This window comes from Thermoactinospora rubra (genome assembly GCF_002093975.1).
GTDB lineage: Bacteria > Actinomycetota > Actinomycetes > Streptosporangiales > Streptosporangiaceae > Nonomuraea > Nonomuraea rubra_A.
In genome coordinates this window covers 93,052-108,218 of the sequence record NZ_MSZZ01000022.1, presented here as the reverse complement: position 1 = coordinate 108,218, position 15,167 = coordinate 93,052, and the positions used below count along the sequence as shown (strand labels likewise).

Below are 15,167 nucleotides of genomic sequence, written 5' to 3'. Positions count from 1 at the left end.
CAGAGCACCGGCAGACCCCCGTCCCGCAGCCCGCGGACAGGGACACGATCGTGGCCGAGTTCGAGCGGCATCTGAAGCTCGAAAGGGATCTCTCCCCGCACACGGTCCGGGCGTATCTTTCCGATCTGTCCAGCCTGCTGGACCTCCTTCCTCACGGACTGGACGGCCTGGACATCACCGTGCTGCGAGCGTGGCTGGCGGAGCAGCATGCCGCGGGCAAGTCGCGATCGACCCTCGCGAGGAGGACCGCCTGCGCGCGGACCTTCACCGCGTTCTGCTACCGGCGAGGCTGGCTGGGCCATGATCCGGGATTGCTGTTGGGCAGCGCGAAGGCGGCGCGTTCGCTTCCGGTGGTGCTGAACCAGGAGCAGGCGCGCGCGGCGATGGAGATCCCGGAAGACGGCGATCCGAAGGGCCTGCGCGATCAGGCGATCATGGAGTTGCTTTACTCGACCGGCATGCGCGTCGGCGAGCTGTGCGGGCTCGACGTCGACGATGTCGACCGGGAGCGCCATGTCGTGCGCGTGCTGGGGAAGGGACGCAAGGAACGTTCGGTCCCCTTCGGGCTTCCGGCCCTCCACGCCCTCGACCGTTGGTGCGTCTACGGCCGGCCCCGCATGATCGGTGAGCGGTCGGGTCATGCCCTGTTCCTGGGCGTTCGAGGCGGACGCATTGATCCGGGGACTGTGAGGCGCATCGTCCACGCCCGCCTCCGCCAGGTCGAAGGCGCGCCTGACCTCGCACCCCACGGTCTGCGGCACAGCGCGGCCACGCATCTCCTGGAAGCCGGAGCGGACCTCCGCAGCGTTCAGGAAATGCTGGGACACGCATCGCTCAACACGACACAGATCTACACGCATGTCTCGATAGACCGGCTCCGTAGCGCCTACCGCCAGGCCCACCCGCGCGCATGACCTGAAGCAGGACGAGTTCCATTCATCCGCGTGGCGGTGTGGCTGCGCGGACCCTTCGCTCTGGCGTCGCCGCCCGCCGATCCGTTCGCTGGACCGGCTGCGCGCCCGTCCGATTCGGCGGCGCGAAGATGCGGTTGCATCCGTCTGATCCCAGGGACGCTTCGCCGTACCTCCAACTCCGGCCAGACACGGACAGACGGAAAGGTCTCCCCAACAGCTGTCGGCACGTTCAGCGTGGATCTAGCGCCGGGCCAGCACAGACGAACGTGTGGGAGAGGGCGGCTGCGCTTCCTGGCGTGAGGGTGAGGGGGATGAGGTGCCGATCAAGATGGCGGCCAGGACGGCTGCCGCGCCGATGAGCTGGCCGACGGTGAGCGCCTGGCCCAGCACTGCCCAGCCGAGTACGGCGGCGCCGACGGGACTCAGCAGGGCGAGCATGGTGACCCGGGCCGGGGCGAGCGTGGTGACGCCGCGGAACCACAGGAAGTACGCCAAGGCAGTACCGAGCAGCGAAAGGTAGCCGAATCCGGCCAGGTTCGTGGTGGTGAGCGTCGAGGGCATGCCCTCGACGGCGAACGCCACCGGCAGCAAGAGCAGGCCGCCGACGGTCAGCTGCCAGCCGGTGAGCGCGAGGAGCGCCGTGGGGGTGTGCGCGTACCCGGCCGGTGTGCCCCAGCGGCGGCCGAGGACCGTGCCCAGCGACATGGTGATCGTGCCGCCCGCGGCGGCGGCCAGGCCGAGCGGGTCGAGGGCGGCGTTCGAACGCAGGACCAGAAGGCCGACCCCCGCGACACCGATCACGGCGCCGATGAGGGTGCGGCGCGTCGGATGCTGGCCCAGCAGGACGAAGGCGAAGGCCGCGACGACGAAGGGGCCGAGCGCGCCGAGGACTGCGGCGACTCCCCCGGGGAGGCTGTAGGCGGCGACGAACAGCAGGGCGAAGAACAGGCCGATGTTGAGCGTGCCGAGAACGGCGGAACGCCACCACCAGGCGCCTCGGGGCAGCGCGGAGCGACCGGCCAGGACGGCGACCGCCGAAACCAGGAGCAGGCCGGCGGGCAACGCGCGCAGGGCCCCGGCGAGGAGCGGGCGGTTCGGCGGCAGGAACTCCGTGGTGACCAGGTAGGTCGTGTCCCAGAGCGTGGGGGCGAGGGCGCTTGTGGCGACGATCCGTATGTCTCTCACAGCTAAGTATCTTAGCGATAAGCTAATGAGTGTCGAGATATTATGGCGGAGTGAAGACAGTCACGGGCCAGGACGAGGTCGATCGGATCGTCGCGCAGTGGAACCGCGAACGACCTGAGCTCGTCACCGAGGCGATGGCGGTCTTCGGCCGCATCTACCGCATAGCGCGCATCGTCGGTGATCGGCAGGAGGCCGTGTACGGCCGGCTGGGGCTCAATCGGGGGGAGTTCGACGTCCTGGCCACCCTTCGGCGCTCCGGGGCGCCGTTCCAGCTGTCGCCCAAGGAACTGTGCGCGTCGATGATGCTCACGTCGGGCGGCATGACAGGAAGGCTCGACCGGCTGGAGCGGCGCGGCTTGGTGACGAGGTCGCCGGACCCGTCGGACCGCCGTGGGCTCGTCATCACGCTCACCGAGGAAGGGCGGGCGCTGGTCGACGAGGCGGTGGTGGTTGGGCTGGCGGCTCAGCGCGAGGTCTTCGAGCGGTTGCCGGAGGAGAGCCGGACACAGCTCGCCGACCTGCTGCGGGACCTTCTGGCCGCGGCGACGCAGGAGGATCGAGCGACGCAAGAGAATTGAGCGCCCCGGATGCTGACCGGCCGCGGCTGGCCGTCCGTCTCGTGTGGCGGGTGGCTGTTCCTGCTCACGTGGCTGCCCATGCTCACGTGGCGGGTTGTCCGTGTTCACGTCGTGGGTGGTTGTCGGTGCTGATCGGCCGCCGCGGGTGCTCGACGCGCTGACGTGGAGAGGCCGACGCCGCGGTTTTCTCCGGACGACAAGGTTGTGGGCCAAGAGTTCTCGGTCGGGGAGCAGTGCCAGGTTGAGGAGGGTTCTGAGCCGGTATCCGCGGTCCTGTCTGCGGTGCCTGCCGGATCGGAGCGGGGCGGCTCATGAGTAGGGCCGCAGGGCGGCCGTCTGGAGTGTGGCGGCTGTCTGGTCTGTCCCAGCGGGTACGGCGGGGCGTGCCTTCGGGGAGGTCGGCCGTGTCGCCGTTGAGGTTGCCGATCACAGAGCCGCGCCGTACCGGCCAAAGCGTGACGGTGAGGCGGACCGGGGCGGACCTTGTGATGGAGGGCCGTTCGCTCGTGAGCCGGTGGTCACCGGATACCTCCGTTCATCGTCTGTCGGCAAAGGACTACGTCACTCCTTCATGGACGTCACTCCTTCATGGACGTCACTCCTTCGAGGGCGTCACTCGTTCAAGAAGGCGAGCGGGTTTCCCAGTAGGGAAGAAGGCGGACCACGCCGAGTCCCACTAGCAGGAGGGGATCGAGGTAGTGGTCGGTTCGGAGCAGGCCCCAGTGGAGGCACGGCTCGTGGCAGTGGCCTGGCCGGTCTTGCACCACTCCCAGACGTGTCCCCGTCGTCACGGGGTCGCCCTGCCGTACTGACGCCACGACCGGGAGGTATGTGGTGCGCAGGCCGTTGGGGTGGAGGACCACGACGACGCCGCGTCCGGCCAGCTCACCGGCGTAGCCGACCACGCCGGGCCCGGCGGCGAGGACGGGTGTTCCCGGCGGTGCCGCCAGGTCGGTGCCGCGGTGGCCGGCGAGCCAGGGTTCGGGAGGGGGCAGGAAGTCGCGGAGGATTCTGGGGTGGCTCGGGAGGGGCCACTGCCAGGTCGTGGGGGCGCGGGCGGGTTGACTCGCGGGGGATGGAGCGGTGGGCGGTGTGCGCTGGGGTGTCGCAGGGCCGGGGTGGTAACGGCTCGTGCCCGCGACGGGGGACAGGCGGGTCGGGGCCGTCGAGGTGGAGCCTTGGGTGGCCAGCACGACGAGCACGAGGGCGATGACGGTGAGGGTGACCAGGGGAGGGCGGCGGCGAAGCCGGGGCGGGCGTGGCATGGCCTGAGCGTGCCTTGAGCGGCTGGGTCGAAGAGGAGCCGAACGCGGTTCTGTGGATAAGGGGTCTGTGGCAGGAGGAGGCTGTGGACAGCCGGCTCCGTGGCGAGAGCAGCAGTGGCCCGTTCACAGGAACCGGGTATCGGTGGCCGCAGACAGGTTGCGGAGTGCCGACGACAGGGCCGGATCGCCGGGAACGGCGTTCGCCTGGGCCGAGGTAGCACCACGGGCGGACGTCCAAGCCGCTTGGACGCGGGTGGAGCCTGTCTGGGCCTGGATTGAAGTTCCGGTCGAAGTTCCGAGAGCGTGGGCCGAAGCGCCCTGGGCGCCGGGCGAGGCCGCGGAAGCGCGGGCCGAAGCAGCGGAGGCGCTGGTCGAGACTGCGGAAGTGTGATCCGAGGCAGTGGGGAAGCGGGCGGAGGACTGGTCGGTGGAGACCGCCCGGGAAGAACCATCAGATGGAGCCGGTGAGGCATGGCCGGTCTGGTGGTCGGTGTCGCCCTCGGTGCCGGCGGCACGCCGTACCGCATCCGCGCCGGGAGCCCCGTCAGAAGCCGCACCGGGAGCCCCGCCGGAAGCCGCATCGGAAGAGGCTCTGGAGCGGCCCGGCCGGAGCGGAGACAGCCACACCCAGGCGACGCTCAAGGCGATGCCCGCGGCGCTGACGAGGACGACCGGGCGCAGGCCGATGAGCTCGCCGAGCAGGCCGCCCACGAGGCCGCCGAGGGTCATCACGCCCTGGACCGCGAACGTGGTCGTGGCGTTGACGTGGCCGAGCACCTCGGCGGGCGCGTCGCGCATGATGACGGTGCCCATGCACGTGGCGAACGCGACGACCGCGGCACCGGTGACCGTGCTGCTGACCGCCAGCGCCGCGAGCTTCCACCACAGGGGGCCGTCGAGAGTCCCCACGACGACGACGCCGAGAGGGAAGAAGATCACCGACCCCAGGAGCACCTTGTCCTCGCCGTACCGCTTGGCCAGGCGCGTGGTGAGCCACGCGCCGCCGATGCCGCCGAGGCCCGACAGAGCGGTGAGGAGGCCGATCATCCCGGTGGGGATGCCGAGGTCGTGGAGCAGGTACAGCATGAAGACCGCCAGATAGACGGTCGCGAAGAAGTTGATCGTCACTCCGGCGCCGAGCAAGGCGCGGATGGTGGGGCGGGAGACCGTCACGCGCAGGCCTTCTGCGACGTCCCGCATCAGGCCGCGTGAGGCGCGGGGTTCGCGGTCGTCGGGAGCCTTGATCGAACGCAGGAGCAGCGCCGAGGCGAGGAAGCTGATCCCTTCCACGAGGACGGCGAGCGGCGCGGTGATGAGCTGGACGAGGAGCCCGGCCAGTCCGGGGCCCGCGACGCCGGCGACCGAGTAGGAGGCGTTGAAGCCGGCGTTGGCGGCGGTGCGCTGGTCGGGGGAGACGAGCGCGGCGACGTACGGGAAGTTGGCGGCCCGGAAGAGCACGGCGCACAGGCCGATGATCAGCGCGACCGCGACGAGCCAGGGGACGGACAGCACGCCGAGGAGCCAGGCGGCGGGGACGGACAGCGCGGCCGCGGCCGAGACCAGCTCGCAGGCGATCATCAAGGGGCGGAGCCTGCGCATGCGGTCGGCGATGGCGCCGGAGTGCAGGCCGAGCAGGAGGGCCGGGAGGAAGGCCGAGGCGGTCAGGAGGCCCATCTCGGAGGGGGAGGCGGACAGGAGGGTGATCGCGGTGAGAGGTATGGCGAGCTTCGAGACCTCCGAGCCCGTCAGGGACACCGTTCGCGCGGTCCACAGGAGGCGGTAGTCGCGCTGCCTGCGAAGGGGGACGGGATCGGCCGGGGCCGCCGAGTCGTGAAAGGTTTCCTTCATGAATGTGAAGGTAACCTTTCAGAGTTCTGAAGGCAATACTTCATATTGATAGCCTTGGTCCATGAGCGAGAGGCGGCGTCCGCTGAGCGACCCCAAGGCGATGCGGGCTTTGGCGCACCCGGCCAGGCTGGCGATGATCAACCGCCTGGCGGTGGTGGGCAGCGCGACGGCGACGGAGCTGGCCGAGGTCGCCGGCGTGACGCCGAGCGCGGCCAGCTATCACCTGCGGATGCTTGCCAAGTACGGCTTCGTGGAGGACGCGCCCCCGCGGGGCGACGGCCGGGAACGGCTCTGGAAGAACGTCCGCGACGGCTTCTCGATCGAGTACGAGCCCGGCGACGCGCTGGAGACCCGGGCGGCCAAGCAGCTGCTCATCGACGCCCTCTGGAAGGACCAGGAGGACGCCGCCAGACGCGCCCTGGCCCGGCTGGAGTTCGAGCCCGAGGAGTGGCGCGACGCGACGGCGATGAACAGCGCCACGCTCCTGATGACCGCCCAGGAGCTGAAGGAGCTGGGGGAGCGGATAGACGAGCTCGTCCAGCCGTACTCGGCGGGCAGCCGCCGCCAGGAGGGCGTGCCCGAGGGGGCGCGGGTCGTGCAGGCCCACATCCGGCTCTTCCCCAGCCCGGAACGGCGCGTGCCGGGGCTGCCGACCGAGGACCACGACCGGGCTCGCGGCGAGGCCGCGGCCGACCGGCCGGAGGAGGGCGGGGCCTGACACGGCGCCAGCCGTACGGCCCGCGCCAGCAGCGGCACGTGCGTGCCCCAGACCAGCGGCGGGGCCGAGCCCGCCCGGTCAGGAGGTACACTTTCCGGTGGCCTGTGCGTTGGGAGAGCGAGCCTCGATCGACAGCAGGCCGACTTCGCACGCCCCACCGCGAGCCGGTCCCTCGGTCCTGGCGCTCCGCCAGGCTGGAGCGGCTCAGGGGTGTCAGGGCGGAGGCGGCACCCGCCTCCGCGGCACAACCGAGAAACCGCGCATCCGCGCGCCGACCTGGAGGACCAGCAGATGGCCCCCGTCGTCACCATGCGACAGCTGCTCGAGAGCGGCGTTCACTTCGGGCACCAGACCCGCCGGTGGAACCCGAAGATGAAGCGCTTCATCTTCACCGAGCGCAACGGCATCTACATCATCGACCTGCAGAAGTCGCTGTCGTTCATCGACCGCGCCTTCGACTTCGTCAAGGAGACTGTCGCCCACGGGGGCACGATCCTGTTCATCGGCACCAAGAAGCAGGCGCAGGAGGCCATCGCCGAGCAGGCCACCCGCGTCGGCATGCCGTATGTCAACCAGCGCTGGCTGGGCGGCATGCTCACCAACTTCTCCACCGTCCACAAGCGGCTGCAGCGGCTGAAGGAGCTCGAGGAGCTCGACTTCGACAACGTCGCCGCCTCGGGGCTCACCAAGAAGGAGCTCCTCATGCGGCGCCGCGAGAAGGAGAAGCTGGAGCGCACGCTGGGCGGCATCCGCGACATGAACCGCGTGCCGAGCGCCGTGTGGGTCGTCGACACCAAGAAGGAGCACATCGCGATCAGCGAGGCCCGCAAGCTGGGCATCCCGGTCGTCGCGATCCTCGACACCAACTGCGACCCCGACGAGGTCGACTACCCGATCCCGGGCAACGACGACGCCATCCGCGCGGTCGGGCTGCTGACCCGCGTGGTGGCCGACGCCGTGGCCGCGGGCCTGATGGCCCGTTCGGGCGCCGCGCGCGGTGACGAGAAGCCCGCCGCCGCCGAGCCGCTGGCCGAGTGGGAGCGCGAGCTGATCGAGGGCGCCCAGGCCGAGGCCGCGGCTCCGGCCGAGCAGGCCGAGGCGCAGGAGCCGGCCGCCGAGAGCGCCGAGGCCGAGGCTGCCGCTCCGGCCGAGGAGCAGGCCTAAGAGCTTGCGGTACGGCTCGCGCCGCCAGGCCCTCGCGGCCGGGCGTCCGGAGCCTGGCGGGGCATCGATGGCCCGGCCAGGCTCGACGGCCCGGCGGGGAGCCGGACTCCCGGCAGAGCCGGGCCCCGGCAGGCCCAGGCCGGGTCGGCGGGGCCTGAGCACCCGGCGAGACGCCGAACGGCCGGCGAAGACCCAAACCCGTGCAGGGTCCGGGTCGCGCGCCGCCGGGAGACCGAGGCTCCGGCGGAGCAGGCGCGAGGCCGGGCCGCGAGCCGTACCACCGAAGCCGGGCGCCAGCCGCACCGGCACCCAAGGGCGGGATGCGCCCAACCGGACCACGACGACATCCCACGAGGAATAGCAATGGCTTCCGTGAACATGGCCGACGTCAAGCGGCTGCGCGAGCTGACCGCCGCCGGCATGATGGACTGCAAGAAGGCGCTGGAGGAGGCCGAGGGCGACTTCGACCGCGCCGTCGAGATCCTGCGCCTCAAGGGCGCCAAGGACGTCGGCAAGCGCGAGGCGCGCACCGCCTCCAACGGCCTGATCGCGCTCAAGCAGGACGGCGACTCCCTGGCCGCGCTGCTGGAGCTCAACTGCGAGACCGACTTCGTCGCCAAGGGCGAGCGCTTCCAGGAGCTGGCCGCCCGCGTCGTCGAGCACGTGCTGGCCACCAAGCCGGCCGACGTGGCGAGCCTGCTGGAGTCCTCCTTCGACGGCAAGACGGTCAAGGAGCACCTGGACGAGGCGAACGCCGCGCTGGGCGAGAAGATCGAGGTCCGCCGCTTCGCGGTGCTGGAGGGCGGCTTCGTCGCGGCCTACATGCACAAGACCGACCCGCAGCTGCCGCCGCAGGTGGGCGTGCTGGTCCAGCTCGACAAGCCCAACCCCGAGGTCGCCAAGGACATCGCGCAGCACGCCGCCGCGATGGCGCCCAAGTACCTCACCCCCGAGTCCGTGCCCGCCGAGGTCATCGAGAAGGAGCGCGCGCTCTTCGAGGAGATGACCCGCGAGGAGGGCAAGCCCGAGGCCGCGATCCCGAAGATCGTCGAGGGCCGCGTCAACGGCTGGTACAAGGACTTCACCCTGCTCCAGCAGGCGTTCGTCAAGGACAACAAGAAGTCCGTCGGCAAGTACGCCGAGGAGAACGGCGTCGAGGTGCTCGCCTTCGTTCGCTTCAAGGTCGGTCAGGCTTAGTCTCTGTCCATAGAGGGTCCTTTGAGGGTCCACAGAGGTCCATAGCGCTAGTCCATAGCGCTAGTCCGCGGACACCGCAACACCGAGGAGGCCGCCGTCGTGCAGGAGATTCAGGAGCCAGCTGCGTCGGCGGCTTCTTCGTACCCGCTGAGGTGGAAGCGGGTGATGCTGAAGCTGTCCGGCGAGGCCTTCGCCGGCGGCGAGCCGCTCGGCATCGACGCGGCGGTGGTCGGCCAGCTGGCCGACTCCATCGCCGAGGCGGTGCGCGAGGGCGTGCAGGTCGCCGTCGTCGTGGGCGGCGGCAACATGTTCCGTGGCGCGGCCCTGTCCAAGCAGGGCCTGGACCGCGCCAGGGCCGACTACATGGGCATGCTCGGCACGGTGATCAACTGCCTGGCGTTGCAGGACTTCCTGGAGAAGCGTGGCATCGACACGCGGGTCCAGACGGCCATCACCATGCAGCAGGTCGCCGAGCCGTTCCTGCCCAGGCGCGCCATCAGGCACCTGGAGAAGGGCCGCGTGGTCATCTTCGGCGCCGGGCTGGGCTCGCCGTTCTTCTCCACCGACACCTGCGCGGCCCAGCGCGCGCTGGAGATAGGTGCGGAGGCGTTGCTCAAGGGCACTCAGGTGGACGGGGTCTACGACTCCGACCCGCGCAAGAACCCCGATGCGGTCAGGTTCGACCACCTCGACTACGCCGAGGTCCTGGTGCGCGACCTCGCCGTCATGGACCAGACCGCGATCAGCCTGTGCAGGGAGAACGACCTGCCCATCGTGGTGTTCGACCTCATGGGCGAGGGGAACATCCTGCGCGCGGTCCGCGGTGAGAAGATCGGCACGCTGGTGAGTCCGGCAGGGAAGTAGGGAGCCGCTGTGATCGACGAAACTCTCCTCGAAGCCGAGGAAAAGATGGACAAGGCCGTCGCGGTCGCCAAGGAGGACTTCGCGGGCATCCGCACGGGCCGGGTCACGCCGTCGATGTTCAACAAGATCAACGCTGAGTACTACGGCACGCCGACCCCGATCCAGCAGCTGGCCTCGTTCCACGTCCCCGAGGCCCGCATGGTGATCATCCAGCCGTTCGACAAGAGCGCGATGGGCGCGATCGAGAAGGCGATCCGCGACTCCGACCTGGGCGTCAACCCGACCAACGACGGTCAGGTGATCCGCGTGGTCTTCCCCGAGCTGTCGGAGGAGCGCCGCAAGGAGTACATCAAGGTCGCGCGCAACAAGGCCGAGCACGGCAGGGTGTCGGTGCGCAACATCCGGCGCGCCGCCAAGGAGGCCCTGGACAAGCTGGTCAAGGACGGCGAGGCCGGCGAGGACGAGGTGCGGCGGGCGGAAAAAGAGCTCGAGGACATCACGCACAGGCACGTCGCCAAGATCGACGAGCTGCTCAAGCACAAGGAAGCCGAGCTGCTCGAGGTCTGAGCCGCCGAGCATGGTCCCCGTGCCCGCGCGGCACGGGGACCGTCGCATACATGCCGTCGGCACGGCGGTCCGGCTGGCCGTACGGTGAGGTGAGGCATACCGCGTGCGGTACGGCGCGGCCGCGCGGCAGGATTCGGCAGCGCGCCGCGTCAGGGGAGATCCAGTGGAAGAAAGTACGGCTGGCACCAGCCCGAGCGGCGGCAGCCGTACCGGAAGGAACCTGCCCGCCGCCATCGCGGTGGGCGTGGGGCTCGGCGCCCTGGTCATCGTCTCGCTGTTCACCGTCAAGGAGATCTTCCTGGCGGTGATCGTGGCGGCCGTGGGCGTCGGCGTGGCAGAGCTGTCGCGGGCCTTCGCGACGCGCGGGATCGCCGTGCCGATCGTCCCGGTGCTGGCCGCGATGACCGCGATGATCGCGGGAGCGTACTGGGGCGGGCCGTCGTGGCTGCTCGGGACCTTCGTGGTGGCCGTCTTCGCGCTGCTCGTCTGGCGGATGTTCGCGGGCGGCACCGAGGGGTACGTGCGCGACACCACGGCCTCGGTGTTCACGCTGGTCTACCCGCCGCTGCTGGCGGGGTTCGCGGCGCTGCTGCTCCAGCCCGACGACGGCCCCTACCGGGTGCTGATCTTCATCGCGGTGACCGTGGCCAGCGACATCTTCGGATACTTCGCCGGCGTGCTGTTCGGCAGGCACAAGATGTCGGTCATCAGCCCGAAGAAGACCTGGGAGGGGTTCGCCGGGTCCGTGATCGGCTGCGTGGCCGTGGGCGCGTGGCTGGTGGCGTGGCTGATGGGCGGGGCGCTGTGGCAGGGGGCACTGCTCGGCGCGCTGGCCGCGGCGCTGGCGACCATCGGGGACCTGATCGAGTCCATCATCAAGCGGGACCTCGGGATCAAGGACATGGGCACGATCCTGCCCGGGCACGGCGGCGTGATGGACCGGCTCGACTCGCTGGTGGCGACGCTCATCCCGGTCTGGCTGCTGCTCACGCTGTTCTTCGGGTGACCCGGCGGCTCAGCCGTTCCAGGGTTCGAGCCAGAGCCAGCGGACGGCCTCGCCGCCGAACCGGAAGCCCGACATGTCGGGCATGTCGTCGGGTTCGGCGTTGAGCAGCACCCCGGCGTACTGCGGCCCGAAGGGGAAGGTGGACGGCTCGTGGTACCACTTGGCCGTGTGGCCGTGGCCGAGCCAGGTGACCGAGTGCCAGGGGTACTGCGCGAGCCACACCAGCAGCAGGGCGGCGTCGCGGGGGTCGTCCCGCGTGGCCACGGCGAGCTCGATGCGGGCGTAGGCGTCGGGCTGGTCGATCCACTGTTCGACGGTCGGCATGCGCTGGCAGCTCATCCCCACGGTCGACAGGACGGTCACCTCGCGGTCGCCGTGCGGGGGCCGCTCGCTGATGCCCACGGTCGGCAGGCGCTCGCCGCTGGCGTCCCAGTAGCGCCCGGCCGGGCCGACCGCGCGGTCCAGGTGGCCCATGACGAACTGCTGGAAGGACGCCCAGGAGCCCTCGGAGAAGCGCCACTGCCAGTAGGAGCGCGCGTTGGCCAGGCGGGGCGCGAGCCCTTCCAGCGCCTCCGACAGCGCCCAGGCGAAGGGGGTCTCGCCGATGGCGTCGCGGGCGTAGCCGGGCATGCCGCGGCTCATGTCCGCCCAGCCAGGAATGACCGCGAGGAGCTCGTCGTTCTCATACAGGGCGACGCCGTCGCCCTCCTCGAACCACAGCGGCGTCAGCTGGGCCAGCGGGCGGCGCCCGGCGGGGTGACGGGTGTTGGCCCTGGGCATCAGCGGCGGCAGCCCGGCGTTGATCCGGCGCAGGTCGACCGCCTCGGGGGCCTCGCGGTGGTTGGCGAGCCAGACCGCTCCGTGGACGGTGCCGTCGGGCGAGCACAGGTAAGCTACCGAGGACTCCTCGTCACGCTCGACCACCAGCGTGCGGCTGCCGTACGGGTTACCGGCGGTGAGGACGACCTCGGTGTGCCCCTCGCCGGCGGCGGACCGAAAAATCGCCATACGTTTGGACACTCTAGATCGTCCTGGAGAGTTGCGTGAGTCAGAATCCCGGACCCGCCGGGCGGCCGCTGCTGCAGTTCGCCGCGCCGCGGCGCGCCAAGCCCACGCGGCACCTGGCCGACCTCACCATGGCCGAGCGCCGGGCGGCCGTCGCCGAGCTGGGCGAGAAGCCCTTCCGCGCCGACCAGCTCTCCCGGCACTACTTCACGCACCTCACCACCGACGTGCAGGCGATGACGGACCTGCCCGCCGCCTCCCGCGAGCGGCTCGGCACGCTGCTGCCCCCGCTGCTGACCCCGGTGCGCGAGCTGACCACCGACGGCGGGGCCACGCGCAAGACGCTGTGGCGGCTGTTCGACGGGGCGCTGGTGGAGTCGGTCCTCATGCGCTACCCCGACCGGGTGACGATGTGCGTGTCCTCCCAGGCCGGGTGCGGCATGAACTGCCCCTTCTGCGCCACCGGCCAGGCCGGGCTGACGCGCAACATGTCCACGGCCGAGATCGTCGAGCAGGTCGTCGCCGGCGCCCGGGCCCTGGCCAGGGGCGAGGTCCCCGGCGGTCCCGGGCGCGTCAGCAACGTGGTGTTCATGGGCATGGGCGAGCCGCTGGCCAACTACAAGGCCGTCGTCGGCGCCGTGCGCCGCCTGGTCGACCCGGCGCCGGGCGGGCTCGGCATCTCCGCCCGCAACGTCACGGTCTCGACGGTGGGCCTGGTCCCCGCGATCGCCAAGCTCGCCGACGAGGGCCTGCCCGTGACGCTCGCGGTGTCGCTGCACGCCCCCGACGACGAGCTGCGCGACACGCTCGTGCCGGTCAACACGCGGTGGAAGGTCGCCGAGGTGCTCGACGCCGCCTGGGCGTACGCGGCCAAGACCAAGCGACGGGTGTCGATCGAGTACGCGCTGATCAAGGACGTCAACGACCAGGAGTGGCGCGCCGACCTGCTCGGCAGGCTGATCAAGAACAAGCTGGTGCACGTCAATCTGATCCCGCTCAACCCGACCCCGGGCTCGAAGTGGACCGCCTCGCGCCCCGAGGACGAGCGCGCCTTCGTGCGCCGCCTCCAGCTGCACGGCGTGCCGGTGACCGTACGGGACACCCGGGGCAGGGAGATCGACGGCGCCTGCGGGCAGCTCGCCGCCGCCGAGTAGCCCGTCTCCGCGCCGGGGCCGTACGCTTTCGCGGCGACTCGCCGGTAGGTTCCTCCTGGCCCCACAATGGAGTGGCGACGAATCTTGGAGGCCCCGCTTGAATCGCTTTCCGCGTGTCATGGGTATGCGGTCAGGCTACGACCCCGCCGAGGTCGACGCCTTGATCGAGCGCATCGAGTCCACCCTGGGCCGCGGCCCGCGGGACCTGGAGCCGGTGACCGCGGATGAGGTGCGGCGGGCCACCTTCTCGGTCAGGCGGGGCGGCTACAACGAGACGGCGGTGGACTTCGCGCTCGAGGCGTTCGTGGTGGCGCTGGAGACCCGGCAGAAGGCCCCGGTACGGCTGGCGATGGCCGAGCCGACCGGCGAGTTACTCCGCGAGCAGTGGTTCGAGCAGCAGGCCGCGAGGGTGGAGCGGGCGGCCTTCCGCCCGGGCCGGATGGGCAGCGGCTACAACGAGGACGCCGTCGACGCCTTCCTCGACCGCATCGTGGCCACGCTGCGCGGCACGACCAGCGACCCGGTGACCGCCGAGGAGGTGCGCACCGTGAAGTTCCCGACGGTGCTGGTGCGCCCGGGCTACCTCATCCAGGACGTGGACACCTTCCTGGCTGGCATCGCCGACGTGCTGGAACAGCGCTGACCGTCAGGCGCGGGCTGGAGCCGTCTCCTCCGGCTCGGGTTCCCGGTGCCTGAGCAGCGCCACCACGGCCGAGACGATCGGCGCGGCGAGGAAGGCGCCGGTGATCCCGGCCAGCACGCCGCCCAGGGCGATCGCGATGAGGATGACCGCGCCCGGCAGGTCCAGCGCCCGGCCGTAGATCTGCGGCGCCAGCACGTGCCCCTCGAGCTGCTGGACGGCGACGGTGACGGCCACCACGACGAGCGCCACCGCCCAGCCCTTGGCGGCGAACGCCACGGCCGCGGCCAGCAGCCCCGCCAGGAAGGCCCCCACCACCGGCAGGAAGGCGCCCACGAAGGTCAGCACGGCCAGGGGGACGGCGATGGGGACGCCGAGCAGCCACAGCGCCAGGCCGATGAAGAAGCCGTCCACGAGGCCGACCAGCGCGACGCCGCGGATGTAGCGGCCGACGACGTCGAAGACGATCCGGCCGCCGTCGCGCACCCGCGGCCGGGCGGCGGCGGGCAGCAGGTCGACCAGCCAGGCGAACAGCCGGTCGCCGCCGTGCACGAAGTAGATCGCCAGGATGGCCGCCAGCACCGCGCCGATCACGAACTCGACGACCACGCGGGCCCCGGTGACCGCCCCGGTGGCGATCTGCTGGGCCTGCTCGGTGACGTACTGCCTGGCCTGGGTGATGAGCCGGTCGATCGTGGCGTCGGTGAGCCCCAGCGACAGCGCCAGGGAGTGCAGGTCGTCGAGGGTCTTGCCGATGCTGTCGCGCAGCTGCGTGATCCCGCTGATCGTCGGCGGGACGAGCAGCGCGACGAGCGCGCCGCCCAGCAGCAGCCCGCCCACGCAGACCACGGCGGTGGACAGCGCGCGGCCCATGCCGCGGGCGCGCAGCCAGCGGGCGGGCGGCAGCAGCAACGTGGTGAGGAACACGCCGAGGATGACGGGGAGCACGACGGAGCGCGCGAACCAGAGGAGCCAGACGATCACCGCGGTGAGCGCGATCACCCCGAGCGCGCGCCACGCCCTGGTCGTGGCGGCCATGCGGAGGATCTACCCCCGCACGCG

At 71.0% G+C, this 15,167-nt stretch carries 15 protein-coding genes; 10 read left to right on the top strand and 5 right to left on the bottom strand.

Features of this window, described 5'->3' with window-relative positions; all coding sequences use genetic code 11:
- Nucleotides 1-47: 47 nt before the first annotated feature.
- Nucleotides 48-914: a tyrosine recombinase XerC gene (locus BSB02_RS22115; RefSeq protein ID WP_084961544.1), complete on the top strand. Its 867-nt coding sequence runs from the start codon at nt 48-50 to the stop codon at nt 912-914.
- Nucleotides 915-1,154: 240 nt separating this feature from the next.
- On the opposite strand, the gene BSB02_RS22110 is transcribed toward BSB02_RS22115, so the two are convergent.
- Nucleotides 1,155-2,099, bottom strand: coding sequence for an EamA family transporter (locus tag BSB02_RS22110; RefSeq protein ID WP_084961360.1), 945 nt, complete (start codon nt 2,097-2,099; stop codon nt 1,155-1,157).
- A gap of 50 nt (nt 2,100-2,149) precedes the next feature.
- Between BSB02_RS22110 and BSB02_RS22105 the strand changes: the two genes are divergently transcribed.
- The gene (locus tag BSB02_RS22105; RefSeq protein ID WP_240506576.1) at nt 2,150-2,677 is read left to right on the top strand and encodes a MarR family winged helix-turn-helix transcriptional regulator; all 528 of its coding nucleotides are present in this window, start codon (nt 2,150-2,152) and stop codon (nt 2,675-2,677) included.
- Between the two features lie 620 nt (nt 2,678-3,297).
- Here the strand turns inward: BSB02_RS22105 and BSB02_RS22100 are convergent.
- Together BSB02_RS22100 and BSB02_RS22095 are read right to left on the bottom strand one after the other, a co-directional pair.
- A complete protein-coding gene (locus BSB02_RS22100) occupies nt 3,298-3,942 on the bottom strand; it encodes a M23 family metallopeptidase (RefSeq protein WP_084961358.1) in 645 nt (214 codons plus the stop codon).
- A gap of 123 nt (nt 3,943-4,065) precedes the next feature.
- A complete protein-coding gene (locus BSB02_RS22095) occupies nt 4,066-5,790 on the bottom strand; it encodes an MFS transporter (RefSeq protein ID WP_084961356.1) in 1,725 nt (574 codons plus the stop codon).
- A gap of 61 nt (nt 5,791-5,851) precedes the next feature.
- On the opposite strand from BSB02_RS22095, the gene BSB02_RS22090 reads away from it, so the two are divergent.
- The 6 genes from BSB02_RS22090 to BSB02_RS22065 all read left to right on the top strand — a co-directional run bounded on the left by BSB02_RS22090 (nt 5,852) and on the right by BSB02_RS22065 (nt 11,306).
- Nucleotides 5,852-6,508: an ArsR/SmtB family transcription factor gene (locus tag BSB02_RS22090; protein ID WP_084961354.1), complete on the top strand. Its 657-nt coding sequence runs from the start codon at nt 5,852-5,854 to the stop codon at nt 6,506-6,508.
- A gap of 291 nt (nt 6,509-6,799) precedes the next feature.
- Nucleotides 6,800-7,672, top strand: a complete 873-nt coding sequence (gene rpsB / locus BSB02_RS22085; RefSeq protein WP_084961352.1) for a 30S ribosomal protein S2 — start codon at nt 6,800-6,802, stop codon at nt 7,670-7,672.
- Between the two features lie 363 nt (nt 7,673-8,035).
- Nucleotides 8,036-8,869, top strand: coding sequence for a translation elongation factor Ts (tsf, locus tag BSB02_RS22080; RefSeq protein ID WP_084961350.1), 834 nt, complete (start codon nt 8,036-8,038; stop codon nt 8,867-8,869).
- A gap of 165 nt (nt 8,870-9,034) precedes the next feature.
- Entirely contained in the window at nt 9,035-9,733 is a 699-nt protein-coding gene (gene pyrH, locus BSB02_RS22075) for a UMP kinase (protein WP_240506586.1), read from the top strand.
- Between the two features lie 9 nt (nt 9,734-9,742).
- The gene (frr, locus tag BSB02_RS22070) at nt 9,743-10,300 is read left to right on the top strand and encodes a ribosome recycling factor (protein ID WP_084961346.1); all 558 of its coding nucleotides are present in this window, start codon (nt 9,743-9,745) and stop codon (nt 10,298-10,300) included.
- 163 nt (nt 10,301-10,463) lie between these two features.
- A complete protein-coding gene (locus tag BSB02_RS22065) occupies nt 10,464-11,306 on the top strand; it encodes a phosphatidate cytidylyltransferase (RefSeq protein ID WP_240506575.1) in 843 nt (280 codons plus the stop codon).
- 9 nt (nt 11,307-11,315) lie between these two features.
- On the opposite strand, the gene BSB02_RS22060 is transcribed toward BSB02_RS22065, so the two are convergent.
- Complete coding sequence (locus BSB02_RS22060; protein WP_084961342.1) at nt 11,316-12,314, bottom strand: suppressor of fused domain protein; 999 nt, start codon at nt 12,312-12,314, stop codon at nt 11,316-11,318.
- 35 nt (nt 12,315-12,349) lie between these two features.
- Here BSB02_RS22060 and rlmN point away from each other — a divergent pair, with 35 nt between their 5' ends.
- Complete coding sequence (gene rlmN / locus BSB02_RS22055) at nt 12,350-13,465, top strand: dual-specificity RNA methyltransferase RlmN (RefSeq protein ID WP_084961340.1); 1,116 nt, start codon at nt 12,350-12,352, stop codon at nt 13,463-13,465.
- Nucleotides 13,466-13,562: 97 nt separating this feature from the next.
- Entirely contained in the window at nt 13,563-14,108 is a 546-nt protein-coding gene (locus BSB02_RS41100) for a DivIVA domain-containing protein (RefSeq protein ID WP_276206344.1), read from the top strand.
- Between the two features lie 3 nt (nt 14,109-14,111).
- Here BSB02_RS41100 and BSB02_RS22045 read toward each other — a convergent pair whose 3' ends face one another.
- Nucleotides 14,112-15,143, bottom strand: a complete 1,032-nt coding sequence (locus BSB02_RS22045) for an AI-2E family transporter (RefSeq protein WP_084961336.1) — start codon at nt 15,141-15,143, stop codon at nt 14,112-14,114.
- Nucleotides 15,144-15,167 lie beyond the last annotated feature (24 nt).

Excerpts from the sequence above, each read along its gene's own strand:
- BSB02_RS22060 (WP_084961342.1), bottom strand. The coding sequence starts at position 12,314 with ATGGCGATTTTTCGGTCCGCCGCCGGCGAGGGGCACACCGAGGTCGTC.
- pyrH (WP_240506586.1), top strand. The coding sequence starts at position 9,035 with ATGCTGAAGCTGTCCGGCGAGGCCTTCGCCGGCGGCGAGCCGCTCGGC.
- BSB02_RS22045 (WP_084961336.1), bottom strand. The coding sequence starts at position 15,143 with ATGGCCGCCACGACCAGGGCGTGGCGCGCGCTCGGGGTGATCGCGCTC.
- BSB02_RS22095 (WP_084961356.1), bottom strand. The coding sequence starts at position 5,790 with ATGAAGGAAACCTTTCACGACTCGGCGGCCCCGGCCGATCCCGTCCCC.
- BSB02_RS22090 (WP_084961354.1), top strand. The coding sequence starts at position 5,852 with ATGAGCGAGAGGCGGCGTCCGCTGAGCGACCCCAAGGCGATGCGGGCT.
- rpsB (WP_084961352.1), top strand. The coding sequence starts at position 6,800 with ATGGCCCCCGTCGTCACCATGCGACAGCTGCTCGAGAGCGGCGTTCAC.
- BSB02_RS22100 (WP_084961358.1), bottom strand. The coding sequence starts at position 3,942 with ATGCCACGCCCGCCCCGGCTTCGCCGCCGCCCTCCCCTGGTCACCCTC.
- tsf (WP_084961350.1), top strand. The coding sequence starts at position 8,036 with ATGGCTTCCGTGAACATGGCCGACGTCAAGCGGCTGCGCGAGCTGACC.